General features: G+C 60.9%; 25 protein-coding genes and 1 pseudogene. 20 read left to right on the forward strand and 6 right to left on the reverse strand.

Annotation, left to right across the window (positions count from 1 at the left end; translation table 11 throughout):
• The first annotated feature begins 1472 nt into the window (after nucleotides 1–1472).
• Nucleotides 1473–2264 carry a 3'-5' exonuclease gene (locus ACR652_RS10975; RefSeq protein ID WP_434506545.1) on the forward strand — a complete coding sequence of 264 codons (792 nt, stop codon included), beginning with the start codon at nucleotides 1473–1475 and terminating at the stop codon, nucleotides 2262–2264.
• 136 nt (nucleotides 2265–2400) lie between these two features.
• Here ACR652_RS10975 and ACR652_RS10980 read toward each other — a convergent pair whose 3' ends face one another.
• Nucleotides 2401–3120 (reverse strand): hypothetical protein, encoded by a 720-nt coding sequence (locus ACR652_RS10980; protein WP_434506546.1) that lies wholly within the window; start codon nucleotides 3118–3120, stop codon nucleotides 2401–2403.
• 1209 nt (nucleotides 3121–4329) lie between these two features.
• Between ACR652_RS10980 and ACR652_RS10985 the strand changes: the two genes are divergently transcribed.
• Nucleotides 4330–4533, forward strand: coding sequence for a hypothetical protein (locus ACR652_RS10985; protein ID WP_434506547.1), 204 nt, complete (start codon nucleotides 4330–4332; stop codon nucleotides 4531–4533).
• A gap of 64 nt (nucleotides 4534–4597) precedes the next feature.
• On the opposite strand, the gene recD2 is transcribed toward ACR652_RS10985, so the two are convergent.
• Nucleotides 4598–6814: an SF1B family DNA helicase RecD2 gene (gene recD2, locus ACR652_RS10990; protein WP_434506548.1), complete on the reverse strand. Its 2217-nt coding sequence runs from the start codon at nucleotides 6812–6814 to the stop codon at nucleotides 4598–4600.
• A gap of 246 nt (nucleotides 6815–7060) precedes the next feature.
• On the opposite strand from recD2, the gene ACR652_RS10995 reads away from it, so the two are divergent.
• On the forward strand, nucleotides 7061–7267 hold the full coding sequence (locus ACR652_RS10995; protein WP_281807134.1) for a TOBE domain-containing protein: 207 nt from the start codon (nucleotides 7061–7063) through the stop codon (nucleotides 7265–7267).
• Between the two features lie 184 nt (nucleotides 7268–7451).
• On the opposite strand, the gene ACR652_RS11000 is transcribed toward ACR652_RS10995, so the two are convergent.
• The gene (locus ACR652_RS11000; RefSeq protein WP_434506549.1) at nucleotides 7452–7670 is read right to left on the reverse strand and encodes a hypothetical protein; all 219 of its coding nucleotides are present in this window, start codon (nucleotides 7668–7670) and stop codon (nucleotides 7452–7454) included.
• A gap of 577 nt (nucleotides 7671–8247) precedes the next feature.
• On the opposite strand from ACR652_RS11000, the gene ACR652_RS11005 reads away from it, so the two are divergent.
• Both ACR652_RS11005 and ACR652_RS11010 read left to right on the forward strand, forming a co-directional pair.
• Complete coding sequence (locus tag ACR652_RS11005) at nucleotides 8248–8604, forward strand: cupin domain-containing protein (protein WP_434506603.1); 357 nt, start codon at nucleotides 8248–8250, stop codon at nucleotides 8602–8604.
• Nucleotides 8605–8728: 124 nt separating this feature from the next.
• Entirely contained in the window at nucleotides 8729–9028 is a 300-nt protein-coding gene (locus ACR652_RS11010; protein WP_434506550.1) for a hypothetical protein, read from the forward strand.
• 109 nt (nucleotides 9029–9137) lie between these two features.
• On the opposite strand, the gene ACR652_RS11015 is transcribed toward ACR652_RS11010, so the two are convergent.
• Nucleotides 9138–9863 carry an autoinducer binding domain-containing protein gene (locus ACR652_RS11015; protein ID WP_434506551.1) on the reverse strand — a complete coding sequence of 242 codons (726 nt, stop codon included), beginning with the start codon at nucleotides 9861–9863 and terminating at the stop codon, nucleotides 9138–9140.
• 148 nt (nucleotides 9864–10011) lie between these two features.
• Here ACR652_RS11015 and ACR652_RS11020 point away from each other — a divergent pair, with 148 nt between their 5' ends.
• From ACR652_RS11020 to ACR652_RS11090, 15 genes and pseudogenes are all read left to right on the forward strand, one after another.
• Nucleotides 10012–10707: a hypothetical protein gene (locus ACR652_RS11020; RefSeq protein WP_434506552.1), complete on the forward strand. Its 696-nt coding sequence runs from the start codon at nucleotides 10012–10014 to the stop codon at nucleotides 10705–10707.
• Nucleotides 10704–11001, forward strand: a pseudogene (locus ACR652_RS11025) (TrbC/VirB2 family protein). The gene ACR652_RS11020 and the pseudogene ACR652_RS11025 overlap by 4 nt, the downstream one beginning before the upstream one ends.
• 45 nt (nucleotides 11002–11046) lie before the next feature.
• The gene (locus tag ACR652_RS11030) at nucleotides 11047–11382 is read left to right on the forward strand and encodes a type IV secretion system protein VirB3 (protein ID WP_434506553.1); all 336 of its coding nucleotides are present in this window, start codon (nucleotides 11047–11049) and stop codon (nucleotides 11380–11382) included.
• The gene (locus ACR652_RS11035) at nucleotides 11375–13747 is read left to right on the forward strand and encodes a VirB4 family type IV secretion/conjugal transfer ATPase (RefSeq protein ID WP_434506554.1); all 2373 of its coding nucleotides are present in this window, start codon (nucleotides 11375–11377) and stop codon (nucleotides 13745–13747) included. The genes ACR652_RS11030 and ACR652_RS11035 overlap by 8 nt, the downstream gene beginning before the upstream one ends.
• Nucleotides 13744–14451, forward strand: a complete 708-nt coding sequence (locus ACR652_RS11040) for a type IV secretion system protein (RefSeq protein ID WP_434506555.1) — start codon at nucleotides 13744–13746, stop codon at nucleotides 14449–14451. The genes ACR652_RS11035 and ACR652_RS11040 overlap by 4 nt, the downstream gene beginning before the upstream one ends.
• A 23-nt stretch (nucleotides 14452–14474) precedes the next feature.
• Nucleotides 14475–14732: an EexN family lipoprotein gene (locus ACR652_RS11045; RefSeq protein WP_434506556.1), complete on the forward strand. Its 258-nt coding sequence runs from the start codon at nucleotides 14475–14477 to the stop codon at nucleotides 14730–14732.
• A 10-nt stretch (nucleotides 14733–14742) separates the two neighbouring features.
• Entirely contained in the window at nucleotides 14743–15726 is a 984-nt protein-coding gene (locus tag ACR652_RS11050; protein WP_434506557.1) for a type IV secretion system protein, read from the forward strand.
• Nucleotides 15727–16080: 354 nt separating this feature from the next.
• Nucleotides 16081–16755, forward strand: a complete 675-nt coding sequence (locus tag ACR652_RS11055; RefSeq protein WP_434506558.1) for a virB8 family protein — start codon at nucleotides 16081–16083, stop codon at nucleotides 16753–16755.
• Nucleotides 16756–16772: 17 nt separating this feature from the next.
• The gene (gene virB9, locus ACR652_RS11060; RefSeq protein ID WP_434506604.1) at nucleotides 16773–17606 is read left to right on the forward strand and encodes a P-type conjugative transfer protein VirB9; all 834 of its coding nucleotides are present in this window, start codon (nucleotides 16773–16775) and stop codon (nucleotides 17604–17606) included.
• 28 nt (nucleotides 17607–17634) lie between these two features.
• Nucleotides 17635–18786, forward strand: a complete 1152-nt coding sequence (virB10, locus tag ACR652_RS11065; RefSeq protein ID WP_434506559.1) for a type IV secretion system protein VirB10 — start codon at nucleotides 17635–17637, stop codon at nucleotides 18784–18786.
• Nucleotides 18783–19850: a P-type DNA transfer ATPase VirB11 gene (gene virB11, locus ACR652_RS11070; RefSeq protein ID WP_434506560.1), complete on the forward strand. Its 1068-nt coding sequence runs from the start codon at nucleotides 18783–18785 to the stop codon at nucleotides 19848–19850. Before virB10 ends, virB11 begins: the two co-directional genes overlap by 4 nt.
• A complete protein-coding gene (locus tag ACR652_RS11075) occupies nucleotides 19840–21909 on the forward strand; it encodes a type IV secretory system conjugative DNA transfer family protein (protein WP_434506561.1) in 2070 nt (689 codons plus the stop codon). The genes virB11 and ACR652_RS11075 overlap by 11 nt, the downstream gene beginning before the upstream one ends.
• A complete protein-coding gene (locus tag ACR652_RS11080; RefSeq protein ID WP_434506562.1) occupies nucleotides 21902–22714 on the forward strand; it encodes an LPD7 domain-containing protein in 813 nt (270 codons plus the stop codon). The genes ACR652_RS11075 and ACR652_RS11080 overlap by 8 nt, the downstream gene beginning before the upstream one ends.
• 147 nt (nucleotides 22715–22861) lie before the next feature.
• Nucleotides 22862–23155 (forward strand): nucleotidyltransferase family protein, encoded by a 294-nt coding sequence (locus ACR652_RS11085; protein ID WP_434506563.1) that lies wholly within the window; start codon nucleotides 22862–22864, stop codon nucleotides 23153–23155.
• Between the two features lie 10 nt (nucleotides 23156–23165).
• On the forward strand, nucleotides 23166–23513 hold the full coding sequence (locus ACR652_RS11090; protein WP_434506564.1) for a HepT-like ribonuclease domain-containing protein: 348 nt from the start codon (nucleotides 23166–23168) through the stop codon (nucleotides 23511–23513).
• Between the two features lie 77 nt (nucleotides 23514–23590).
• Here ACR652_RS11090 and ACR652_RS11095 read toward each other — a convergent pair whose 3' ends face one another.
• Both ACR652_RS11095 and ACR652_RS11100 read right to left on the reverse strand, forming a co-directional pair.
• Nucleotides 23591–24634: a relaxase/mobilization nuclease domain-containing protein gene (locus ACR652_RS11095; protein ID WP_434506565.1), complete on the reverse strand. Its 1044-nt coding sequence runs from the start codon at nucleotides 24632–24634 to the stop codon at nucleotides 23591–23593.
• The gene (locus ACR652_RS11100; RefSeq protein ID WP_434506566.1) at nucleotides 24631–25206 is read right to left on the reverse strand and encodes a plasmid mobilization protein; all 576 of its coding nucleotides are present in this window, start codon (nucleotides 25204–25206) and stop codon (nucleotides 24631–24633) included. Before ACR652_RS11100 ends, ACR652_RS11095 begins: the two co-directional genes overlap by 4 nt.
• Between the last annotated feature and the right edge of the window lie 122 nt (nucleotides 25207–25328).

Consider the following 25328-nt stretch of genomic DNA (forward strand, 5'->3'; position numbering starts at 1 on the left):
TTGCGCCAGTCGCGTCAGCGACCAGCCCATGCGGCCCCGAGTCGGGCATTTTCAAACGGTATTCCCGGAACTGCCCGGTCTTCGGATCGAGTCGCCCGAGAAGATTGGCCATTTGGCCAGTGTACCAGATCGCTCCGTCGCGCGTCGCAAGTGGATCGTGCGGATGCGCGCCAGCCGTGGGCGTGCGCCATTCCTTGATATCGACGCGAACGTCGTCGCCGGCCGCACGAGCGGTTGCGCTAACGGAAGCCTCTGGTTTGGCGTTTGTCGCGGTCGTTTGGAGGCGAGGCTGGCGATCGGTGTCGCAACGCGATCTATCCCAGGTCGGGCATGCCAGCTCGACAGGCGAAACGCTCGCAACTTCCCTCGGCGAATAAGCGGCCGAGGGGGTTACGAAGGCGCTAGCAGCGAAAACCAAGCTTGGGAGGGAGGCCATGTTCGCGTCCGGAGCAGTTGCCTCCCGCAATTAGCGCTCGCGTAGCTCGTATCAATTTGGGTCCGAAATGCCGTCGCTCAGTCTCAAAGGCGAGGGACGGCCCGATCACCTCTGGCATGCGCCGGCTGCATAGGGAAGACGCGAACGAGAGCAAGCCTCGCCGATCGAGCAGTCGCTGCCCCAGCGCCTTTCCGAGAAGAGGGCTCTCAGATGGAAAAGCTGGCAACCGCCCATAGACCGCCGTCGCTGTCGGCGCTCTCGCAGCAATTTCGCCCGTTCGGGCGTTGGCTGAAACCGCTCCAACTGCACAGGGCTTCTGTCAGCAATCGCGTGACTGCTTGGCGAAAATGCTGTAGCGAACGATTCGTCCATACAAATACTGGGGTGCACAATGGCAAGAAGAACGACTGCGAAGAAGACTGCGCGTAAAGGCGCCACGAAGAAAGCCGCTCGCAAAGGCCCGGCGAAGAAAGTCGCTCGCAAAGCCACTGCGAAGGCTGCTGTCAAGAAAGCCACGCGCAAAGCGCCGGCAAAGAAGCGGACCCGGAACCCTCTCGCAACGGCGAAAGCCGCCCATCAGGTGGCCGAAAAGCAGCTCACTGTCGCCAAAAAGGCTTATGATCGCGCTGTCGTCGCCGAGGCGCGCGCCGCGGAGAAGCTCAAGAAAGTGAACGAGAAGATTGCGCAGAAGGCCGTAAAGCAGCGGCCTTCAACGGCGTCTGGCAATTCTGAGACGTAAGGACTTTGTCCACGGTGAAAGCGACATTGAGCCCGCCGCGAGGTGGGCTTTTTCCCCATGGAAAGCAGCCTGTAAGACGCTTAAATCGGGCACGCGAATAAACCGGTGCGCTTGATAGGACCGCGATGGTAAGCCCTGATGGCTTTCTGGTCTGGCTGGCGGCAGCATACTCCCTAGCGACGCCAATCATCGCAGCCGTTTATTGGCGCAGTTACGGGCCCGCTAACTTCCTGTGGTTATCAGATATTGCTCTCGCCTTCACGCTTGTCTCGCTGCTCAAGACATGGGACTTGGTCCATGACCACCCTGGTCGTCTTCGATATTGAGGCTGTTCCTGACCTTGGCGTGGGCCGGCGTCTTCTCGGTCAGCCGGAAGATGCGCCGGATGCCGACGTCAGGAGAATACTGGGGGAGCGCTACGGGCGCGATGGTCAGGATCCGTCGACCGCCTTCCTCAAGACGCCGGTCTATCGGATTATCTCTATCGCCGCCCTCTATGCGAAACGGGATGAGGGGGGCGGCCCGTGGGCTGTGAGCCAGTTCGGCAGTCGATCCGTCGCCGAGAAGAGCGAGGCCGAATTGTTGCTGGGCTTCGTCAAAAGCCTGCCGGTAGACGGACGCGGCACGGGCCCCGTGCTTGTGACTTTCGGCGGCAACGGTTTCGACCTTCCATTGCTACGTTACCGGTCGTTCGCTCTCGGAGTCCCTCTGCCTGGACTCTACAATGGGGGCCGTCGAAACTATTGGCATCGCTTCGGCCAGGATCACATCGACTTATGCGACGTCCTGTCGACTTACGGCGCATCGACCAAGCCCAGTCTTGCCGAGATGGCGGCGTTGGCGAACATTCCCGTAAAGATTGGCGGCATCGACGGCAGTCAGGTTGAGGCGCTCGTAACAGCGGGGCAGTTAGCCGAGGTGGCAGACTATTGCTTGACTGACGTCATTGCCACTTATTGTGTATTCCTCCGCTATGAACTGGCGCGCGGAGATCTTAGGCAGGCCCATTTCGACGCGTCCATGGATAACCTTCGTTCAACCATTCAGAGGCACGTTGAACAGAGGCCGCTCTTGTCAGCGTTCCTCTAACACCGAGGCCCGCCACCACTCTTGCCCGGGGGGATTTGAATTCTCTTTTCTCGGAGACGCGTGCCACAGCGTGGCTGACGACCCGGCGACGAGCCAGCATTAGTTTGTCCCGCCGCCGTTTTCTCTTCTCTTAATCCTACTTTGCGGGAGCAACCTTTCCCGGCATGCTGAGATCGCCGGACGCTACCTTAAAGACGTTGGCGACGCACAGGAGCGGCGCATGCAGCTCCGCGTTGACCTTGAGACCCGCGGCCACGCCATCGAATGACGCCCCCTTAATCGCGCCGAGCTTGTCGAGTGGAACATGAACCTCGACAACGTCGCCCGAAAGCTTGGTCGTGTAGTCCGGGCTATCGATGAGGAGCGGAACGCCAGGCCAGCTGTCCGGCAATTTAGGCTTCGCATCCTTGGGGATGTCCTTGACCTTTAAGCCTCCAGCACATGACGGATCTTTCGATAGAACGACCCAATGGGGGTGCCAGCGGTCGTGATTCTTGGTTCCCTTCGCTCCGTCGTCGAAATCCGGATGAAAAGTCACAGCGAGCGCGACAATGCCCTGGTCTTTCTCAAACCCGGCATCTGCGCTGTTCAGCGAAGTCGGCCAGACATAGGCGTAGACGTCAGAGCCCGGGAATTTGCCAGTCGGAGTAGGCGTCGCTTTTCCGGCGTCTGCTCGCACCTGCGTGTAAAAAATCGCGTGGCTTTTATCAGTGATGATGCGGCTTTCGACGATATCGAATGAAGCCTGCACCTTGGCATTGCTTTCGACCTTAATATCCTTCGCTGAAGCAGCGCCGGCGAGACAGAGTAGCACGATTGCTGCTAGGCCAATGCCCTGGTTCATTTTAGTTATCATGTCTCACTTTCCTCAGAAGCCCCATAGATGATGGCGTCTTGTTTCCAGCTCGGGCGGACGGTGAACAAACGGGCGGGTTCAAAACGCTTAGTGTGTCCACGTCAGCCCAGAAAGACATGGTCGATGCGTCAACGGTCGTGCATCAAGGACCAGCTATTGATGGGTACATGGCGCCAGCCGGTGAGCGGCTTCAGTATTGAAAGGCGGACTCTCGCCGGCCGATTAGCGCGGGCAAAGCAAGTGGCCTCCTCAGCCCTTCGACGGGCCAGCGTAAAACGCCCTCACCATCTGCTCTGCCCACGGCAAGGAGCTCACCTAGATCAAGGCGTTGACCGAGGTGGATGGCGCGACGCGCTAGAGTAGCAAGGGTTTTAGGAGTGCGGGCGTGAGAGACGCCGACAACATGACCGGCGAACGGTCGGTCGCTTTCTCTGCTCGGTCGGTATCCCGGGTACCGCCTCCGCGCTCTTAAACGGCTGCCGCCACGCCTCGAGCCTGCTCGAGGCGCGCACTCTCTTGGGCAGTGAACGCCTCATTATCGTGTAGCTTGGCTCAAGTCCCAGAATGTGCCCCGCCAGTTGGAGATCTGGCCCTGGCTGCTACAAGCGTGGCAGCGCCAGACCACGAGACCTGTCTCCGTGATGCCGATGTCGACGACGCTATTCTTCGGGTTGCGGCATTTGAAACAGGTCGGCCGAGGCGCATCGCTTGCCCGACTTTTGTTGGAGGCGTAAGCGACAGCGGCCGTCGCGAAGTCCGCGATCTTGCGGCCAGGACTCCTTTTTCGATAGCGATTGCGCCTTTCGCGTCCAGATAATGGTCCAAGGAAATCACGTACATCAATCACGCGCCTCCAATGTCGCATCTGCAAGATTATCGAATGCGATCGCGTCTGTCCTATTCTGGTAGACTTGGACCCCGCCCTTCCTCGCGTTTTTGGCCGCGTGAGAAGCTGTTTGCTGATTGTCCAGAAATCGGGTCGATATCAGTTCTGACCGATAGGATTTTTGAGACGATCGTGTCGCAATTGCCTTCTCCCAGGGTAGCGTGGGCGATCAGGGACCGCTCATTCTCCTGAAGTATGGGCAGTCCTTCGCTTTTCCGCACCCGCCCGAAAACAGCCCCAAAGTTTCAGCCGCTGGTGCGAAACCTTTGTCTCGAAGGGCGAATAGTGATTTTCACTTCAGCATCGGACGTGAGCAGTGAGCCGTGTCGGCTTTGTTGTTCGGCGTGCCAGTGGCGCACTCCACGACGGACTTCATCAAGAAAACTCAGGCCACGCTGATCGGCCAGATGGCCAAGGTCGCAGATCAGGTCAGCGATTGCATGAGAATCGTCAGTCCCGCAATTTTCCTGGAAACGTTTCAGGGCGTCCGCAGCCCACGCGATATGAAGCTCTCGGTCTGTCATTAGTTCTTTTTATTGAATTGCTCGTGTAGGAACGACCCACGGGACCTGGGGGCTTGCTGAAGGCTTTTCAAGATGTTGCGCGAACGACGGTGGTGCCTGGCTTCGCGAGCCATTCTCGAAGCTTTGTCCAGCGCCGACGGCCGGACACATTTTTCACCGCGATCGCCGCCGCTTTAGCCTGGCCGACTAGCACCACCAGTTTTTTTCCTCGCGTTATCCCAGTGTAAATCAGATTGCGCTGGAGCATCGCATAATGCTGCGTCATGACGGGAATGACGACAGCCGGATATTCCGACCCTTGAGACTTGTGGATTGTCGCGGCATAGGCCGGAACGAGCGTGTCGAGCTCGCCGAATTCATAGATGACAGAGCGGCCATCGAAATTCGCGGTGAGCTCTCCCGTGTCAGCGTGAAGGTCCTCTACATAACCGACGTCGCCATTGTAGACCTCTTTGTCATAGTCGTTTTCGATCTGCATGACTTTGTCTTTGGGCGCGAATGTCCAACCAAAGCGCTCCACTTTCTTCTCGCCTGCGGGGTTTAGCGCGGATTGAAGTTCGACATTCAGCGAGCGAGCGCCGACGCCGCCGCGGTTCATCGGACACAGAACCTGAATGTCGCGGATCGGATCAAAGCCGAAACGTTCTGGTATGCGACGTTTCACGAGATTGACGATCGTGGATACGGCTTTTTCGGGCTCTGCCGCTGCGACGAAATAGAAATCGCTGTCGCTTTGGGGGCGCCTGAGATCGGGCATGATCCCCTTATTGATGTTATGAGCCGCCATGATGATCCGGCTCTGCGCCGCCTGCCGAAATACTTCTGTTAGGCGCACGATGGGAACGGCGCCAGACTGAATGATGTCGGCGAGGACCTGTCCAGGGCCGACAGAAGGCAACTGGTCAATATCACCGACAACCAGCAATGCAGCTTCATCGGGCAAGGCCTTGAGCAGCGCTTGCATCAGCATCACGTCGACCATGGAGGCTTCGTCGACGACGAGCAGTTCACAGTCGATCGGGTTGTCGTCGTTCTTCTTGAACCCGCCATTTTTTGGATCGACTTCGAGGAGGCGGTGAATCGTCTTTGCCTCGAAGCCCGTCGCCTCCGTCATGCGCTTTGCGGCGCGGCCAGTGGGCGCGCAAAGAAGAAGCTTGACGCCCTTCGCCGCCAGAATGCGCAGGATGGAGTTGACGATCGTTGTCTTTCCGACGCCCGGACCGCCGGTGATGACGAGAACCTTCGTCATCAAAGCCAGGCGAATGGCTTCATTCTGGCGTTCCGCCAGCGCCAAACCGGTTTTCTGCTCGATCCAGGGGAGGGCCTTGGTTGGATCGATCCACGGCCACGGCAGCTTGCCGTTCAGGAGAGTCTGCAACCGCTGGGCAATCGTCTGTTCAGCGCGGTAAAGGCCGGTCAGAAAAACGCAATCGGTCTCGGCTACCTGGTCTCGCACGACGACGCCTTCGCCAAGTTCCTGGTCCAAGGCGGTCCGAACCAACTGTTGGGGGACTTCGAGGAGTTCTCCCGCGAGCGGCAGCAGCTTGTCGATTGGCAGCCCGCAGTGGCCTTCATCCATCGCTTCGGTGAGGGCGTAGGAAATTCCCGCGCGCACGCGGATCATCGCCGTCTTCTCGATGCCGAGTTTCATGGCGATGGCGTCCGCCGTCTTGAAGCCGATCCCGCGAATATCGCGGGCGAGGCGATAGGGGTTCTCCGTCATCACCTGCACGGCGTCGGCGCCATAGGTCTTGAAGATCCGGACAGCCCGCGCGGTGCCGACGCGGTGACTGTGAAGGAACACCATGATCTCCCGCACGACTTTTTGTTCGGCCCAGGCCGAAACGATGCGCTGGGCCCGGATCGGGCCAATGCCGTCGACCTCTTTCAGCCGATCGGGCTCGGCTTCAATGACGTCGAAGACCTTGTCGCCGAATGCCTTGACCATGCGCTTGGCGTAGGCCGGCCCGATTCCCCGAATCATCCCGGAGGCGAGATATTTCTCAATTCCCTCGGCGGTCGTTGGGGCCGATGTTTTCAGGAACCGAGCCTTGAATTGCTGGCCATGGTTTCGGTCGTTGACCCACTCGCCAGTGACCGTGATCCATTCCCCAGCGGAAATCGTCGCGGCGTGGCCGACGACGGTGACAAGGTCGCGATGACCGCGCGCCTTCACGCGCAAGACGCAGAAGCCATTCTCCTCATTGTGGAACGTCACGCGCTCGACGATTCCGGCGAGCACCTCTCCGGCTCGCTCTGGCGGGGTGCGTTGTGGGGCGGTCATGGGATGGGCGTTCTGGTTGACGAAGCCGGCAGATTAGCGTCAATCCGCAATCGCTGACAGCTACGCCAGCCACGACTCTTTGACCGAAGCATCCGCCGAGCCATGACGGGCGGGCGCGCGATGCCGGTGGCTCAATACTTCGCGCGCGATTCAATGCCTATTTGCCAAGTTGACGCACCGTGGTGACAGTCACGGCTACCGCGCCTATGTAAGACCGGCATTTTACCAGAAGTGGGAGGATTGAGCATGAAACTTTCGGCGCGTAACGTTCTCGAAGGAACCGTCAAGGAAATCAAAAAAGGCGCAACGACCGCTCACGTTCTCATTGACGTGAAAGGCATCACAATCACCGCGTCAATCACTAACGAGTCGGTGGACGAACTCGGCTTGCACGTCGGCGGCAAAGCCAAGGCTATCATCAAGTCTTCCGAGGTGATTGTCGGAGTTGATTAACATCCACCAAGGGATCGGCCGGCCGCTGAGAGATAGTGAGCTTGGGGCATTGTTTTACTTCAAGCCCTCGGCGGCCGGGCTTGCGCACGCGCTCACAGCGGCGCCCCCTACTAAACGAAAGGGCCCGCCGATCAGCGCGCGTATCCAGGAAAGCCAGAAACTCGCTTCCGCGGATCAAGCGACGCTAATTGAGCGTCTCTCCACGAAGACCGATCTCCGTCGGGAAGGGTGGCAACTGCTCGTAGGTTGCGGCGGCTGTAAGCGCTCCCGCAGCGATTTCGCCCATTCGATCGAGAAGATCAACCGACCGAGCGACCGGACTCGGTCGAGTACTCGTCAAGTCTACAATCTCCGTCAGCGCCTCGGTGAGGATTGCGAGTTGAGCAGCGGCGTCGTTCGTCATAAGCGACCTCTCAGAACTCTTACTCTTTTAGCATGAGGCAAAACCAGCGTCCCCATGCAACAATATACTACATCTATCCTCAACAAATGGGGAATGGGGACCAAACGCCATGCGACGGCGGGACTCGTAGAGCCGAGAGCGCTCGCGACCTCGCCAGCGCTGGCCGGGGGCGCGAACACGAGAAGGGGGCCGAGCGCCGCAAACGCCAGAACCACGCCACGGCCAATTCGTTTCCAAGCCAGCAATCCCAATTCCTGCCTTCTCCACACAGCCGTTCTCGTATAAGAACGAATACAGAACAACAGAGGCCCTGTCTATGTCCCGAAAACCTAACCGCCGGTCGGATCGCTTCGTGGATCGCGAACGCCTCCTAACGGCGATCGGCGCTTGCCGGGAGAAAATCACCCGCGAACAAGCGCGGATGGAGGTTTGCGGGCCCCTATATCATTCTTCATCGACCGTCGTCGCAGCGATTGATGGCCTTGCGCTGATGCTCACCGGAAGGCGGGACTACTTCCATCTGACGGGCCATGGGGTGCATGCGGAAGTGCGGAATAGCGGCACAGGGAGAGACGCGATGCTCGCAGCGGGTAATCTTTTCGCAAACTTGCCCGAGCGTCGGACCGAGGAGGAGGTAACGAGCTTGGTGGAGTTCCCCGGCGCTCGGATCGAACGCATCGTATCAACCGGCCAAGCGAGTCCACCCGGGTTCTGGTACGACCAAGAACAGTTCGAATGGGTGGCCCTGCTGAAGGGCTCCGCGGGAGTAGTGTTTGAGGGGGAGGACACGCCCCGCATCCTACGCCCAGGGGACCATGTGGAGATCCCAGCGCGCCGTCGGCATCGAGTCGAATGGACAGATCCAACGGAGCCGACCGTGTGGCTCGCTCTACATTCGGTATACCCCTCGGCCGAGAGCTCGAGGCTTAAGTGACTCAGTCGCAGTCCATCAGCTGTATTACGCAAGGCCCACCGCGGCTACACTTCGTTAAAAGTTCCCTAACGGGTTCAGCGTAACGTTGTCGGCAATTTCGAAATGGAGCGAAACGGGCAACCACATGGGGGAAAATCCCGACCTCGGAAACACAGCCCAAGCAGCCTTGCTCCGCTACCGTGACGCACTCGCCAGAGTAGAGGCTATAGAGTTTGCGGAGGAGAAAGCTCATCAAGCACTACTTGAGTGGCGCCAACGCGTTGAGGTTTCGATCTCCCAGGACGAGAGCTTAGCAGTCAAAGCAGAGCTCGTCGAAGCCGGAGAGTGCGCCGTATCCCAGCTGCAAGAGATCCGTCTCGCATTGGGCGCCGCGACACTGGAGCTGAAGGCGGCTTTTGCGGCCTTAGCTGCTCTCGACGATTAGCTGACTGAGCTGCTGCCGGTTTCGTGGATGCCGAGAAACCGGTAGCAGCTCAGACGGCCATCCAAGGCGGCCAGGTTTTGGGAGGATTCGAGAAGAGCTCGTTCGCTCCTTAGGGGATTAGGCCACGCTTGATGGCGAGAGCCACTGTATGCGTGACGTTCTCCGCCCCGAGCTTTGCCCTCGCGTTGTCGATATGAAAAGCAACGGTTCTGGGTTTGATGTTCATGATGCACGCGGTCTTCTCGATCGTTCGCCCTCGTGAAAGCCAGCTAAGGCACTGCGCTTCGCGTTGGCTGAGCGGAGACACCACATCATCGGCAAGAGGTGACCGCAAGGCGGCTTCGACATGGGCATGGAAATACGTGGCCATCAGCCGCAAAAGCACCTTCGCCTCCTCAGAGCCTTCACATGCGTCGCGGCGGCATTTATCAGAGGCGAAAGTAAAGACGGCAAATCGGTCGAAACCCGCGGGCAGAGGGATCGAGACGCCCTTTTCGATCCCGAACGCCGCCGCTTCAACATAGAACTTTTGCTGGACTTTGTTCGCTCCCCTTGTCGCCTGTTCGCCGCTCCAGCGAAAAACTTCTCGATCACGCCTTGCGCGACGGATCACAGGGTCGATTTGATCATATCGGTTCTTGCGGTAGTGCTCCGTCCACTCCTTTGGATAAGTCGAAATCAAGCGATGATCGTCGCCCGTGAAGGCAAGATATGCGAACCATCGGAACCCCAGCTCTTGCGCGGCGCGTTCGGCCACCGCGCGGAAGGCTGGCGCATCTGAGGCCGTGCGCACGCCGTCGACAAAATCCTGATACGCAATTTCCAACTGCCGCATCTCATCATACCCTTTGCTCGAAATCCCCTACTTTCTCTTTAAAGTCTTCCTCCTCGAGCATCGCTGATCGCTCTGAATAAAAAAAAGGCCTTCACCTACGCTGTGTGCGGCTGCGATGCGGCGATTTTGTGGAGCCGGGCGAAGCCCTGTGAAATTTCGCAGGTTCATCGCCGGCGCGGGTTTTGTCTTTTCAAGCCACATTGCTTCGCGATTCGAGACGAGCGCGCGCAACCAATACGCCTCTTTGAACAGAACGGAAGCACAAATGGACCTCTCAGCCTTGATGGCGCTTGTCGAGCGCTGCGCGCCCGGCGTTGACGCACGAGAGCTCATCCCCATCGTGCGAGCCGCCAGCGGCTTTGAGAACCTCGCACTGACAATAGACGGTCGCAAACCGATCAAAATCCTTGCGACGTCGAAAGATGAGGCGATCGCGCTCGCGATGCAGGCCAAAGTCGCCCACAAAGACGCCCGGCTGGGAATCGCTGGCCTGACCTTCGACGACCTCGACAAAACGGGGGTCAGCGTTTCTGAAGCTTTCGACGCCTGCCCATCTCTTCGCGTTGCGGCGCGAGTCCACGGCGAACAGGGTAGAGGCGTTGAAAAACTCGGCGTCTCAAACGCAACATTGCCAGCGAAGCGTTCGGCTGACGGGGATATTGATCCTCTCGGCGATCACGCGCTCGACCAAACGCCCAGGACTGTAGAGCAAGAGCCGCCATCTAACGAGCCTTGGGACGTCTTCGGAAGACCGTCGGCAAGCTCGCTTCTCGTCTATCGACAAACGTTGCGCGCTCGCCGCGACCAAGCTCACCGATTCTCGAATGGAGTTGACGATCAATGACGCGCTCTCTTGCCCGCCGCCTTTCATTCCTTTCATCCGCCAGCGCCGCCGCCATCCTTGCTCTCAACAAGCCCGCCTTCGCCCAAAGCGCCAATGTCGAACGAATCCTCCAAAACATCGTCGACGCGCTCACCGGCAATGTCGCGAAGCTTCTCGCAACATTGGCTATCATCATCCACCGGCATGTCCTGGATGTTCGGATATCTTGATTTGCGGCGCGCCGGCTACGTCATCCTCGGCATTGCTATCCTGTTTGGCGCAGCGGAAATCGTTTCGACGCTGACCGGCAAGTAGCGTCGGATGTTCCTCCACGCATTCCGCCATCACAAGAGGCCCCCTATGACCGACGAACGCCTCCACGAGGACACGCTGTTTCTCGCCTGCACGCGGCCCGCGATGATTCACGGCGTGACCATGGAAGCCATGGGCCTCAATGTCATTTTCTCCTCCATTCTGTTCGTCCTGGCGGGCAGTCTGCTTTACGGCCTTGTCGCCTTGCCCATTCACTTTGCCTGTCAGCTGATCTGCCGGCGAGACGCCAACCAGTTCCGCATCATTTTAGCCTGGCTCGAGACACGTGGCCGCCATCGGAATGCAAGCCTCTGGGGTGGAGCCTCTTGCACACCACTGCGGCTCGTCCGGCGCTTCAACCCAGGGGAGCTCGCCAATGGCTAGCGTCCCCTTGAGGGTCAAGGCGCGAGAGGTGGGACCTGAGGTTCACCTCCCCTATCTGCGTCACGTTTCCCCGCATCTCATCTCGCTGTCGACCCGCGCACTGATCACGACGATCCGTCTCGCCGGGGCGGCCTTTGAGACGGCCGACGCCGCGGATCTCAATGATCTCCACAACAAGCTTAATCTCACGCTCCGCAACATCGCCGACGAGCGCCTGGCGTTGTGGACGCATCTCATTCGCCGCCCAACAAGCGAGTATCCGATAGGGGCGTTTCGCTCGGAATTCGCCAACGAGCTCGATCGAGCCTATCAGGCGCGGCTCATGTCCAAACAGCTCTACGCCAATGAGCTTTATCTGACCCTCGTTTGGCATCCGGAGCGCGACGCCGCCGAACGCGCATCACAATTTTTCTCCCGCCTTGGCCGCGCGCGGGGCGCCGGCGGCGAAGTCGACGGGCGGGGGCTGAAAAAGCTCGAGGATGTCTCGCGCGACCTGATGGCGACGCTTGACCGCTACGCTCCTTGCCGTCTCAGCCTGATCGAGCGGCAAGGCGTCGCGTTCTCCGAAATTGGCTCCTTCCTGCAAACGCTCGTCGCATGCGAGCGCCTGCCTTTCCCGCTGGTCCAGGGCCCGATCGGTCCGGCGCTTTACGCCAATCGGCTCATCTTTGGTCGCGAGACAATCGAAATCCGCGGGCCAGGCGGTTCGCGCTTTGCCGGCATGCTGGCCTTCAAGGATTATCCGGCGACGACCAGGCCTGGCCTGCTCGACGGCCTGCTCGCTGCTCCATTTGAGTTAGTCCTGTCGCAAAGCTTCGCTTTTCTTGGCAAGAGCGAAGCCAAGACCGTTATGACGCGAAAGCAAAACCAGCTGCTTTCCACCAATGACCCCGCCGCCTCGCAGATCAGCGACCTTGACAGCGCTCTGGACGATCTCGAGTCGAACCGCTTCGTGATGGGCGAGCATCACCTTTCGCTTATGGTCCTTGCCGACGCGCCGACAGAGCTCCTCGAAAAAATGAGTCTCGCCCGCCGAATATTGGCCGACGGCGGCGCTGTCGTCGCGCGCGAAGATCTCGGGTTAGAAGCGACCTTTTGGGCGCAGCTACCAGGCCTCTTCAAGTACCGGGCGCGCGCCGGCGCCATCACGTCCCGGAATTTCGCGGGGCTGTCACCCTTCCACGCATATCCATCGGGCAAGGCCGAGGGCAACCATTGGGGGCAAGGCGTCGCCGTGCTGAAGACGGCTTCCGGCTCGCCCTTCCACTTTTCGTTTCATGTCGGCGATCTGGGCAACACCTTCATTTGCGGGCCCTCGGGCTCGGGCAAGACGGCCTTCCTGACTTTTGCGCTCGCGCAGGCGGAAAAGACAAACGCTCAGTTCGTCCTCTTCGACAAGGATCGCGGGGCCGAGCTCTTCATCCGCGCCATCGGCGGCGCTTACCTCACCTTGAAGGGCGGCAGGCCGACCGGCTGCGCGCCGTTGAAGAGCTTTGACCTGACGCCTTCAAATCTCGCTTTCCTTGGCAGCCTCGTCCGAAAGCTCGTGAGCGTCGAAGGCAGACCGCTGACAGTCACAGACGAGCAAAGGATCGACAACGGCCTCCTGGCTCTGCGCGAGATGCCGCGGCATGAGCGGTCGTTTTCGGCGCTGCGCGTCTTCCTCGGGCAACGCGATGCGGAAGGGATCGGCGCGCGTCTCGAGCGCTGGTGCAAGGGACAGGCTTTGGGCTGGGCGCTCGACGCCGACGAAGACGCCATCCATGTCGATTCTCACGCCTTCGGCTTCGACATGACGGATGTTCTCGACGACCCTGTCGTTCGAACGCCGCTGATGATGGTGCTGTTTCGGCGCGTCGAAGAGTTGATTGACGGGCGCCGGATCATCATTGCCATCGACGAATTCTGGAAAGCCCTGGGTGACGAAGCCTTTCGCGATCTCGCCAATGACGGCCTCAAAACCATCCGCAAGAAGAACGGGGTGATGGTGTTCGGAACGCAGTCGCCTCGAGACGCTTTGACCTCGCCAATCGCCCACACGATTGTCGAGCAATGTCCAACGCAGATTTTCTTTCCGAACGCCCGGGGTCAGGCGAGCGACTATGTCGACGGCTTCCATCTCACCAGGAAAGAGTTTCGCCTGATCAGGGAAGAGCTCTCCATCGAGAGCCGGCGTTTCCTCGTCAAGCAGGGCCACGACGCCGTCGTTGCCGAACTCGATCTCAAAGGGATGGACGAAGCTCTCGCGATCCTCTCTGGGCGAACGTCCACCGTAGAGCTCGCTGAACAGGTGCGAGCTGATGTTGGCGACAATCCGGCCGAGTGGCTACCCCTCTTTCATCAACGCCGACGAGGTCCCGCATGAAACCGGTTCGAGTTCTCTCCCTTCTGGGCCTCTCCGCATGGACGTGGCCAGCGCCGGCGCAGGTGGTGTTCGACCCCAGCGTCTTCGCACGCCAGTTCGATCAACTGATCGAGCTGAAGAAGCAGGCCGACACGCTCTCCTCGCAGCTCCGGGTCGCGCAAGATCAGCTCGCGCAAGCGAAGGAGCTCTACAACTCCGTCAACAAGCTCACGAACGCCAATGACGTCGCGAGCCTGCTGAACTCTTCACAATTCCGCAAATATCTGCCGGGGGAATTCTCGCAAATCGAGGGCCTCATCAAAGGCTCGGGCTCGGGAAGTTTCGCGTCGTCCATGGACGCCTATCTCTCGCAGAACCGCCTCTACCCGGAAAATCCGGGGAATTCCGTCTATGCCTCCGAGCTTGATCGCATTGCCCGCCAGACCGGCGCCAAGCATTCGCTCGGTCAGGCGGTCTACGACACCGCCTCCAGCCGCATTGACCAACTTGAGGAGTTGCGTCGCCAAATCAGCGTCTCCAAGGACGCCAAGGAGGTGCTGGATCTCTCTGCGCGCCTGCAGGCTGAACAGGCGCTCTTGCAAAACGACGTGCTTCGACTGCAGGGCCTCGCGATGATCCAGCGCGCGCAGGCCGACATGGATGTCGAGCGCGAACGCGAACACGGCCGGAAACTCGTGCAAGAGATGAAAGAGGTTCTACGATGAGACGGCGGCGGCTAATTCTCTGCATGCTCCTTGCGCTTGCGGCCTGCACTGACAAGACTAATGACAAACAGCCTGCTCGGGTGATTACACCTGAACCGCCAAAAGCGCGCACGGTGTTGCAATTTCTCGAAAACCCCCAAGCCCTGGAAGAAATCTGGGCCAAGTGCCGCAACGACCCTGGCGCCCTGGGAACAAGCGCTGAGTGCGTCAACGCAGGATACGCCAAGGAACGGCTGATGATACTCGGCAGAGAGCGCGCCATCCAGAGCCTGAAGCGCTGAGGGCGAAGAGATGGCGATCCAGGTCTTCGACGAATTCCTGAAGGAGTTCGAACAACCCATCACTCAGTTCGTATCGAACTCAGTACAGAACGTCTCGTCTTACGTTGATGGGCCGTTACGCGTCGCGGTGATGCTCTATGTCGTCATCTACGGAATCGCCGTGATGCGGGGCGCAATCCAGGAGCCGATCCTTGACTTCGCCTGGCGGACGGTCCGGATCGTAAGCGTGATCCTGCTCGCGACCAATACCGCCTCCTACCAACAATATGTCACGGGCCTGTTCTTCGACGCGTTGCCTAAGGAGATTGGCGGCGCCATCGCGGGAAGCGGGCTCGACATGAAGTCCGGCCAGCCATTTGATCAATTGCTCAACAAGGGCGTCGAAGTGGCGACCAAAATCTACGAAGAGGCCGGGATAACCAACATTGCGCCAGCCCTGATCGCCGCAATTCTGCTCGTTTTCACAGCGGCAAGCGGGTTCCTGCAATTCGCGATCATGCTCTACGCCAAAGTTGGCCTTGCTCTGGTACTTGCCCTCGGCCCCATTTTCGTCGCGCTAATGCTGTTTGACGCGACCCGCACCTTCGGCGAAGCCTGGACGCGTCAGCTTGCCAATTTCGTTATCCTTCATGTGCTGGTCGTCGCGTTAATCGGGCTGATGCTGACGACGGTCGGGCATTTTGTCGACAAATATGGCGCCAACGCCGCGACAGGGGGGCAGCTGATCGTCGGCGCGGTGGCGATCAGCGCAGTGTTAGGCCTTGCCGCCTATATCGCCCTGCAGCTGCCAGAAATTGCCGGCGCGCTCGCAGGCGGGGGCGCATCGCTCGCCGCCCATATGCTCAACCGCTGGATGGCGGCTTACGCCACGACCGCCACCCTTGGAGCGACAATGGGCGCGTATGCCGGCGCGCAGATCGCCGCGGCTCGCACTTATCAGACGCTGCGCCGAAGGCGGGCAGGCGGCAGCATCCGTCACGTTCCAGCGGAATAGGGGCGCTCTGTCTTCTGCAATCAGTCTTGGAGAGGGAAATGACAACACGAATGGCATTTCTGGCGCTCGCAGCTGCGGCGGCGCTTAGCGGCTGCGCCAGCCTTACGGCCGCGAGCGCGCCCAGTTGCGACGGTTCGGCGCGCCGACCGCTCAACAGGTCGCTTTGGGCTTGGGAGAATACAAGACTAATCGCGGTCGGGCCCATAGAGACGCCAGTGTCCATCCCGCCTGCGTCGGTAGGCCGTGAACCGATCATCCGCAAGGGCGACGCAGGGGGCGCTAAGCCAACACGCTTGGCGGTTCGCGCCGTCTTTGATATCGCCGCCTCGGCGCGCTCCTGCGTTGGAGCCGACCATGGTTGAGGCCGGGGATCTGAAGACCTATTTCGAGCGGGCGCGGCTGTGGGAGCAGGACCTCTTGCTCGCGGCGCAGCGCTCGCAGCGTATCGCCTGGGGCGTCGCGGCGGCGGCCTCGCTCCTTGCCTTCGTTTCCATCGGCGCGGTCGCTGCGCTGACGCCCCTCAAGACCGTCGAGCCCTTTGTCATTCGCGTCGATAACGCCACCGGCATTGTGGATGTGGTTTCCGCGGTAAAAGACGAACCGCAGACCTATGACGAGTCGATTGCCAAGTATTTCCTGGCGCAATATGTGCGCGTTCGGGAAGGCTACAGTTTTGTCGAGGCGCCCAGCAACTTCCGAACTGTTTCGCTGCTCTCGACGCAGACTGAGCAGGAGCGTTTTGCTCACCTTTATCGGGGCTCCAATCCCGAAAGCCCGCAGGCGGCCTATGGCCGCAGCGGCCTCGCCGAAATCCGCATCAAGGCCATTTCGCTCCTGGGCCCGACGCTCGCCTCCGTCCGCTATTTGCGCGAAGTCCGGCATGGCGACGAAACCAAGCTCTCGCACTGGATCGCCACGGTCACTTTTTCCTTTGAGAAGAAAGCGACGATCTCCTCCTCAGACCGCCTGATCAATCCGCTTGGCTTTCTCGTTTCCGAATACCGTTCCGATCCGGAGACGGCCCCATGACAAATCGAGCCCTTCTGATGCGCTCCCTCGTGCTCGCCTCCCTGTGGTGCGTCGCGCCCGTGCCGAGCCATGCCTTGCAGCAGCCCGCGGCGGGCGCCCGCGACGCGCGGGTGCGCATGGTCGCCTACGACCCCTACAACGTTGTCAAGATCAACGGCGTCATTCGCGCCTCGACCCTGATCGTCTTTTCCGAGGACGAGGAAATCGCCCATGTCGCCGTCGGCGATTCCGTCTCATGGGAGGTCGCGCCGGCCGGCAACATCCTGTTTCTGAAGCCGCGGGAAAAGCACCCGCCAACCAATTTGCAGGTAGTGACGACTCGACGCGACGGCCGCAAGCGATCCTATCAGTTCGAGCTTACGATCGCGGAAAGCTCGCTCGCCGACAGCTACTTCATGGTCCGCTTCGCTTATCCAGGCGACGAGGCGGAAGCCCGCCGCGACGCCGCCGCCTCCCGACGGGGCGAGATGGAGGCCCGCGCGATTGATGAGAGCTTCGCGCTGCATGACGCCACAGCGCCGCGCAACTGGCGCTATTCCGCCCAAGGGACGACGAGCCTCGAGCCCGACGCCGTCTATGACGACGGCAAGGAGACGACGCTGCGTTTTGAGGGCAATCGCGAGGTTCCCGCCATTTTTCTCGTGGGATCCGATGGAGCCGAGAGCCTCGTTCCCAAAGACGTCCGTGGCGAACTCGTCGTCGTCCACGCGGTCGGCCGGGAATTGCGCCTGCGCCAAGGAGCCGAGGTCCTCTGCATTTTCAACGAAGCATTCGACCCCGTCGGCGCCAATGAAGCGACGCGCACGACCAGTCCGAGCGTCGCGCGGCTGCCGCGTCGAGCGCGGAGGTGACGGCAGTGACACAGCAGGAAAAGGCCGGATGAATCAAGACGCAGATCATTCTCTCGATCAGGAACGCCGCATCACGCCGGTCTCGGCGGAGGGCGATCCGACGGCGTGGCGCAAGGGCGTGGGCGTCATCGGCCTTGTGACCTTGTGCAGCCTTATATTGTGGGCGAGCTGGAAGCGTCCGCCCGCCGAAGCCGAAGCACGCCAAAAGCCGACGATCTCAGTCGCAAACGCCTTCGAGCGTCCGCGCGATCCCCCCGCCGCACGAATTGAGCCGGCGTCGCTTCCCGTGGCGCTCCCTGCCGCTCCCGAGCGAACCAGGGCCGACGAACTCATGGAGAGCGCGCGGCGCGCCCCGGTGCTCGTTTTCAATCGTCCGCAGCAGGCGCGCTCCGGCACGGCTACGGGGCAAGGTCCGGGACTGGATTTCGAGCCAACGGGATCGATTTACCCGAACGCCTCTGCCTCTCCCGAAGCGCAGAACGATCTGGCGAGCAAATTGAAGCCAACGCCGGTCGAAGGCGTGCGCGCGGAGAGGCTCCCCAATCGTCATCTCCTGGTCGCCCAGGGAACTGCCATCCCCTGCGTCCTTGAGACCGCCATGTCCTCTGATGTCGCGGGCTTCGTCTCTTGTGTGGTCGAGCGCGACGTCATGTCCGACTCCGGTCAGGTCGTGCTGATGGAAAAAGGCACGCAGATCGTCGGAGAATATCGCGGCAATATGCGCCGGGGCTCGAGGCGCATGTTTGTCTTGTGGACCCGGGCCAAAACCCCCACCGGGGTGATCGTCGCGATCTCGAGCCCAGCTACGGATGCGCTTGGGCGCGCCGGTTTCGACGGCGAGATCGATAATCATTTTTTCGAGCGCTTCGGCGGCGCGCTGCTGTTATCGATCGTGTCCGACGCCGGCCAAATTGGCGCCGCGCAATTGTCGCAAGCCGACATTCAGGTGAATTCGATCCAGGGCTCTGGACGCAGCGCCGCGGCGATTGCGACCGAGCAGTCGATCAATATCCCGCCGACGCTCTCCAAGAACCAGGGCGAACGCGTCTCTGTGTTCGTCGCTCGTGATCTCGATTTTTCCTCCGTCTACCACCTGCGCCTTATCGAGGGTCGCAGCCAACTTCTCGATCGGACGGTTTTGGAAGGCAGGTGGGAACCGCAAAGGGTCACCAAGCCATGAGCGGAGCAGGGGCTGCGCGCTTTAGTGTGCAGCAAGGCCAATCGGAACCGGGCGCGGACTCAGCTGAGCGGCGGGTTCTTCTGCGCTGCCTCGAGCCGATCGCCGAGCTCCTCGCGGCCCCGGAGCTGACGGAAATCGCCATCAACCGCCCGGGCGAAGTTTTTACGGAAAGCCCCAGGGGCTGGACGCGCCATGAACGGTCGGGCCTTGAATTTCCACAATTGATGAATCTCGCGACCGCCGCCGCGGCCTTCACGCGCCAGGATATCGCCACCGACCAGCCGATCGTATCGACTGTGCTTCCCTTCGGCGAACGCTGCCAGATTGTCGCGCCGCCGGCGGTTCCCGCCCGGACGGTCAGCCTGACCATCCGAAAGGTCGCGCCGTTGACGATGACCCTCGACGACTTCGAGCGCCGCTCGCTCTTCGCGGATGTCCGCCCTGCCAATGACAGCCTCTCGGCGGACGAAGAGGAGCTCATCCGGCTCAAAGAAGCCGGTCAGTGGCGCGCGTTCCTCGAGCGCGCCGTCGCCAGCCGCCGTAACATCGTCATTTCCGGGGCCACGGGATCAGGAAAGACGACGCTGGCAAAAGGACTAGTCGCGCTGATCCCCGGTCATGAGCGCCTTCTGACCATCGAGGACACAGCGGAACTTTCCGTTCCGCAGCCCAATCATGTGCGCCTGCTCTACGCCAAGGATGGGGGAGGGGTTGCCAAAATTGGCCCGCGTGAGCTCCTCGAATCGGCTCTGCGAATGCGCCCGGACCGCATCCTGCTGCAGGAGCTGCGCGACGGCACGGCCTTCTATTATCTGCGCAACGTCAACTCGGGCCATCCAGGCTCGATCACCACCGTCCATGCCGACAGCGCGCGGCTGGCGTTCGAGCAGCTGACCCTTCTCGTGAAGGAGAGCACCGAAGGCCGCGAGCTTGCCCGCGACGACATCAGGCGGCTGCTGCACTTGACGGTCGATGTCGTCGTGCAGATGAGCCGCCGCGACGGCCGTTACCGTATCACGGAAATCTACTACGATCCGGAGGCAAAGCGGCGTAATGGGTTTTGAACCGCGCGCGACTCCTGTTTTCTCTTTGAGAATTTGCGCCTCGCAATCCGTCCGCCTCTGGCCAGGCGCCGCGCTTTATGTCGGCCTCGCGCTGCTTGCGGCGGCGGTCTTCCTCTTTGTCGCGTCGAACGTTTCGCTGCTCGGCCTTCGGGCGCATGATGGCGGACTGCACCTCTTTGAGTTCGTCAGATGGGCTCCAAAGTTCGGTGTCGACAAACGCCTCGACCGCTGGCTCACAATTGGCGCCCTGGCAGGCGCCATAGCCGCCTTCGGCCTGCTCGGGGCGGTCTTGCGCGCGCGGCCGCGGCCGCTGCACGGGGCCGCGCGCTTCGCGTCGCTGCGCGAGATCGAGGCGGCAGGGCTGCGCGCCAAGCACGGCCTCTTGCTCGGCGAGGCGCATGGCAAGCTCCTGACCTTCGGCGGGACCGAGCATGTGATCGTTTACGCCCCGACGCGATCCGGCAAGGGGGTTGGCGTCGTCATCCCTAATCTCCTCTCCTGGAGCGACAGCGTCGTCGTCCTCGACATCAAGAAGGAGAATTTCCTCAAAACCGCGGGGTTTCGGGCCCAGCATGGGCAGAAGGTCTATCTTTTCGACCCCTTCGACCCGCAGGGCCGCACGGCGCGCTATAATCCGCTCTCGGCGGTTCGCCGTGATCAAGGCGATCTTTATGACGATCTGCAGCGGATCGCCGGCATGTTGTTTCCGCCCGATCTGCGCGGCGATCCGTTCTGGACGGAAGCTGCACGCTCCGCCTTTATCGCCATTGGCGGCTATACTGCCGAAACGCCCCATTTGCCCTTCACCATCGGCGAAATCCTGCGCCAGCTCACGGCGACGAGCGACGTTAAGGCGCATATCGAGGAGGTGCTGAGCGCGCGCCAGAGCGGGCCGGACGCGCTCTCAGCCTCCTGTGTTGCGGCGCTAAACGATTTTATTTCTGCATCGGAGAATACGCTGCAGTCGGTGCGCAAGACGGTCACCGCGCGGCTCGGGCTCTGGCTCAATCCCCGGATTGACGCCGCGACCTCGGCGAGCGATTTTGATCTCGCAGTATTGCGATCAGAACCCATCTCCATTTATTTGGCAGTGACGCCCGATAATCTCGACCGCATGGCGCCGCTCCTCAATCTGTTCTTTCAGCAGGTGGTCGACCTCAACGCCCGCGAGCTGCCTGAGCACAATCCCGCCTATTCGCGCCAGCTCCTGCTCCTTCTCGATGAATTCCCCTCTCTCGGCCATGTCGGCGTGCTGGCGAGAAGCGTCGCATTCGTCGCCGGCTATGGGATCCGGCTGCTCACCATCTTGCAGAGCCCGTCGCAACTGCGCGCCATCTATGGCCCGGACGAAGCCAAGAACTTTCTGACCAATCACGCTGTCGAAATCGTCTTTACGCCCAAAGAGCACGACGTGGCCGTCGAGCTCTCCGAGCGCTTTGGGACACAGACCGTCGAGGCCAAGAGCCGCTCGCGCCCTTGGGGCTTCTCCAGCCGCGCGAGCTCCGAGACGATTTCGGATCACAGGCGTCCCTTGCTGTTGCCGCAGGAGCTGAAACTCACGCCCAAAAGCAAATCCTTCGTGCTGGTGGCCGGCGCGCCGCCGCTCCTCGCGGATAAGCTCGTCTATTACGAGGACCACCGCTTTTCCGCGCGGCTCGCGCCGCCGCCAGTTATAGACCCGATGCCCGCGCCAAACCAGGCGACGCTCGCCTCACAGGTCCTGCAACTGAGACAGGATGTCGCCGAGCTGCGCGCTCTTGTCATTCGCCGACCTATGACCGACTCCGAAGTTGACGACCCGGCCTCGATCCCGGCGGACGCGCTCTCGAGTCTCGCCGATATTCCGCTGGATCTTAAAGGCGTCTCGGAGGAAGCGCTCAACGCCTGGGTCGCGGGCTACATCGACGGCGCCGCGCGCTACGATGAGAATACTGAGGCGAGCAATACATCCACAATATCGAGCGTCCCACAGCCGGAGGAAGGCGAGGAGGCCCGCGCCAAGGGCGCGCAGGGGCGCGGCAAGCGTCGCCAGCGGACCCGGGAGTTCAGCCGTGGGTGAGGGTGAACAGGACAAGGGCCGCGACTTCGAAGCAAGGCGCGTGGGGCGAGCAGGCGAGGAGCGTTTAGAGGACAGCGACGACCGCCGCGCGGGTCCGAAAGACAAGGACGAAAAGAGATCCGACTCTCTGCCCGAGCGGCTGCGTCAGAAATACTACGTCGTCGAGGACGACCGGGCGAATGCGAGGATCTTCGCCGACCCTCACGGCGAATATCTCGTCGCAAAAACCAGTCCGGACCGACTGATGACTCGTGTTGCGAACCTGGAGGTGGTCCGCGACCTGGTCGCGATCGCCGCCCACCGCGGATGGGAAAAAATCGAGCTTTCTGGCGCGCTGGAGTTCCGGCGAGAGGCTTGGCGCGTGGCCTCAATTCGAGGGATTGAGGTTAACGGCTACGAGCCGACAGAGCTTGACCGCGCTGCGCTCGCGAAGCTGAAAGGGCGCCCCGTACGCGACGGCCGGCCCCTCGCCTCTGACCGCGAACGCGGAGGGGCAGGGGAGACGCCCAGACGACCGCCACCAGCGGAGCGGGCTGGGAACAAAGGCGGGAACGATGTTAACGTCCGCTCGCACCTCGCCCTGATCGAGCGCGTGGCCCTAGCCGCCTTCACGAAAGACCCGGAAGCGCGCAGCCGTATTCTCAACGCCGCAAGGGAGCGCATGGCCAATCATCGGCGCAGCGGCGCGCACTTCGATCGGGCGGAAATCATCGAAAAAAAGGTTGCGCTGGAGCCCGGGCAGCGAAGGTCCGCAGAGAGAACCAAAGCCCTGAACCAGGTCGCCGGGCGCCAGAGGATCAGGTAACCGCGCCAGACGCGCACGGACGCGTCACGCTCTGCTTCATCTCTGCTATTCCGCAGCCTCCAGGGCCGTGAGGCGGCAATCCAGGGGAAGCGTCAAGCTCCAGACAGAAACGTGGAAGCAAATCCCGAAATCTGCTAAACACAATCCATGAAATGCGAAGAAGCGATAAGCCGTCTGAAGGCTCATGAAGCCGAATTCAAGCGGCTCGGCGTTGACCGCCTGTACCTTTTCGGGTCCACGGCGCGGGGAGACGCTGGCGCCGATTCCGACGTCGATCTTTTTTTCGATTACCAGAAGGGTAAGCTCGGCCTTTTCGAGCTGATGGACGTGAAGGAATACGCCGCAAGCATCCTTGGGCGCCAGACGGACATTATGACTCGCGACAGCCTCCATAAGACGTTGCGCCGTTCCATCGAAGACGCCGCCGTGCGCGTGTTTTAGTCGCCTCCAAATGAAAAATATGACGGCGCCTCTCACGGACATTATCGAAGCGATCGAGCGTGTGCGCCTTGTCCTGGCCGAGATGCCCCTGGACGCCTTCGAAGCCGATTGGGAGAAACAGTGGCTGGTCGAACGTGGCGTCGAAATCATTTCCGAAGCCAGCCGGCGCTTAACCGACGAGCTCAAAGCGCGCCATCCCAACATTCCCGGGAAGAAAGTCGCCGGCATCGGCAACGTACTGCGCCACAACTGCGAGAGCGTCGCCCCGGCGATCATGTGGAAGCTCGCGCGTGAAGACCTGTTTGACCTCGAACGGGTCTGTCGGGACGAGCTGGCGGCTGCACGGAAGCAGTGCTGAAGAGCAGGTGCAAGGCCACCTTTCGCAAAACTTTATCGTCTCCGCCAGGGGCCCCAAACGAAACGCCGAAATCAACATTATCTGGTCCGCTCCGGCCGTTCTCTCTCTCTTTGTTCGGCACCCGGTTGTAGCTGCGCCTTTTCGAGCCCCCTACGCAATTCTTTCGCAAGTCGACCGCGCCTTGTTTCGGGTGCGGGCATGTCCGCGACGAACTGCTCCAATTGAGTCGCCAGCTCATGGTCCGCCCCGCTCAGTGAGCGCTTCAACTCCTCTGCCTGCCGGCGATAACCGTCTCGGATGACTGCCTGTCTTTCGATCGCCTTCACTTCCTGCGGCGTCGCCAATGTCTCAACCCCACGAGCTTGCCTCACGACCTCTTCGCGGACGAGCCGCTCCATGCGCGGTTGCTCGCCGCGCTGCTTGATTGCGCGAATGACGCCGCGTTCCGATTTCCGCACTTTACCCCGCGCGCGTCTCGGCGTCGCTTCGGCGTCTACACCGCGGAGCCGTAATTCGGCAGCGAACTGTTCCCGCCACGTCGCGAGATCGCCTTTGCGCGGATTAAGCCGCTGGCCGTCATAGCCGAGCGACCGCACCGTGAGGTGCACATGCGGATGCGCATCGTCGAGATGCTGCACGAACAAGAAATCATGCCTCCCGCCGAAGGTCTCGACCGCAAAGGCGCGGACTGCATCCCTTACCGCCGTGGGCGCCGTTCCGGGAGGCATGGAAAAGACGACGTTATGCGATAGCGGACCATCCCGCCGCCGCCTCCCGTCCAGCGCCGCGTCGTCGGCCCATCGTGACTGGATGTCTCGCAGACCTTGCCGGCCTTCCATGACGGCGCCCGTTTCGGTTTCGGCGCCAAGTTCGCCCTCGCGAGTGATATAGCCGAGATGGGACTTCAAATGGGCGACGGTCATGGTCCTGCCGGTGATTTTCACCATTACTTCGGGCGCCTTGGCGACAATCCGCTCGAGCCGCGCCCGCATGGCAGGGGTAAGCTTGCCCGGCTCGACTGGATCCGGGATCTCCCACTTTGCCCGCTTGGGTTTCTTGACCGGGGTCCGCCACACGTAGGAGATCGCCGGCAAGTCGAGATCGCGATCTTCCCTGCTCACAACCGACCCTCCCAATAGCTCGCATTGCGCCTCAGAATTTCGCGCACCTCGGCGAGCGCTGCTTGGACGCCATCCGAAGCCGCGCGGAGGGCCTCAGCGTCTAGCCTGCCCTGAAGACCGATCAGGCGGTTCAGATTGGAAGCATGGGCGATCTGGTTGATGTTGCCGCCGATGCGATTCAACTCGCGAACAACAGCGCGCAAAGCCTGTGCTTCTTCATGCGTCTGTTGAACCGGGAAACCAAGCCGCGTGCGAACCGCTGACGCGACCCATTGCGTGCGGGTCATTCGGCGCTGTGCGGCGACAGACTCGAGAAGCCGAAGCTCCCCTTCCCTCAGCCTAATCGTGATCTTGCAGGAACTTTGCGAGAGTGGAGCGGGAGGCTTAATCGCCGCATCGCTCCCGACAGCCTGCTCGACCAAGCGTCGCAGTAGGTTGGATTTGCCGCCCTCGTTTGCGGCGAGGGCGGCGAAGCGCTCAGCGACAGCGTCGTCAATATGGAACCCCAAAAAGGCCATGCGGTGGCTCAATCCCCATTCGAGGCTGACACGGTTAAAAATGGCTGGCGGCAAGCCTATCCTGCACTCAGCCTCGAACACACATTTTGGCTCATCTGCGAAGCAGGGGCCTCGATTCTAGTTGACCAGCCGAGAGGGTACAACCTCCATTTCCCCGCGCCTTTCCCACACCCTCC

The sequence above is a fragment of the Methylocystis sp. genome, assembly GCF_051061225.1.
Classification (GTDB): domain Bacteria; phylum Pseudomonadota; class Alphaproteobacteria; order Rhizobiales; family Beijerinckiaceae; genus Methylocystis.

Coding starts and splice junctions, on each gene's coding strand:
- ACR652_RS10975 (WP_434506545.1), top strand. CDS start 1,473: ATGACCACCCTGGTCGTCTTCGATATTGAGGCTGTTCCTGACCTTGGC.
- ACR652_RS10980 (WP_434506546.1), bottom strand. CDS start 3,120: ATGATAACTAAAATGAACCAGGGCATTGGCCTAGCAGCAATCGTGCTA.
- recD2 (WP_434506548.1), bottom strand. CDS start 6,814: ATGACCGCCCCACAACGCACCCCGCCAGAGCGAGCCGGAGAGGTGCTC.
- ACR652_RS10995 (WP_281807134.1), top strand. CDS start 7,061: ATGAAACTTTCGGCGCGTAACGTTCTCGAAGGAACCGTCAAGGAAATC.
- ACR652_RS11000 (WP_434506549.1), bottom strand. CDS start 7,670: ATGACGAACGACGCCGCTGCTCAACTCGCAATCCTCACCGAGGCGCTG.
- ACR652_RS11005 (WP_434506603.1), top strand. CDS start 8,248: ATGCTCGCAGCGGGTAATCTTTTCGCAAACTTGCCCGAGCGTCGGACC.
- ACR652_RS11010 (WP_434506550.1), top strand. CDS start 8,729: ATGGGGGAAAATCCCGACCTCGGAAACACAGCCCAAGCAGCCTTGCTC.
- ACR652_RS11015 (WP_434506551.1), bottom strand. CDS start 9,863: ATGCGGCAGTTGGAAATTGCGTATCAGGATTTTGTCGACGGCGTGCGC.
- ACR652_RS11030 (WP_434506553.1), top strand. CDS start 11,047: ATGACCGACGAACGCCTCCACGAGGACACGCTGTTTCTCGCCTGCACG.
- ACR652_RS11035 (WP_434506554.1), top strand. CDS start 11,375: ATGGCTAGCGTCCCCTTGAGGGTCAAGGCGCGAGAGGTGGGACCTGAG.
- ACR652_RS11040 (WP_434506555.1), top strand. CDS start 13,744: ATGAAACCGGTTCGAGTTCTCTCCCTTCTGGGCCTCTCCGCATGGACG.
- ACR652_RS11045 (WP_434506556.1), top strand. CDS start 14,475: ATGCTCCTTGCGCTTGCGGCCTGCACTGACAAGACTAATGACAAACAG.
- ACR652_RS11050 (WP_434506557.1), top strand. CDS start 14,743: ATGGCGATCCAGGTCTTCGACGAATTCCTGAAGGAGTTCGAACAACCC.
- ACR652_RS11055 (WP_434506558.1), top strand. CDS start 16,081: ATGGTTGAGGCCGGGGATCTGAAGACCTATTTCGAGCGGGCGCGGCTG.
- virB9 (WP_434506604.1), top strand. CDS start 16,773: ATGCGCTCCCTCGTGCTCGCCTCCCTGTGGTGCGTCGCGCCCGTGCCG.
- virB10 (WP_434506559.1), top strand. CDS start 17,635: ATGAATCAAGACGCAGATCATTCTCTCGATCAGGAACGCCGCATCACG.
- virB11 (WP_434506560.1), top strand. CDS start 18,783: ATGAGCGGAGCAGGGGCTGCGCGCTTTAGTGTGCAGCAAGGCCAATCG.
- ACR652_RS11075 (WP_434506561.1), top strand. CDS start 19,840: ATGGGTTTTGAACCGCGCGCGACTCCTGTTTTCTCTTTGAGAATTTGC.
- ACR652_RS11085 (WP_434506563.1), top strand. CDS start 22,862: ATGAAATGCGAAGAAGCGATAAGCCGTCTGAAGGCTCATGAAGCCGAA.
- ACR652_RS11090 (WP_434506564.1), top strand. CDS start 23,166: ATGAAAAATATGACGGCGCCTCTCACGGACATTATCGAAGCGATCGAG.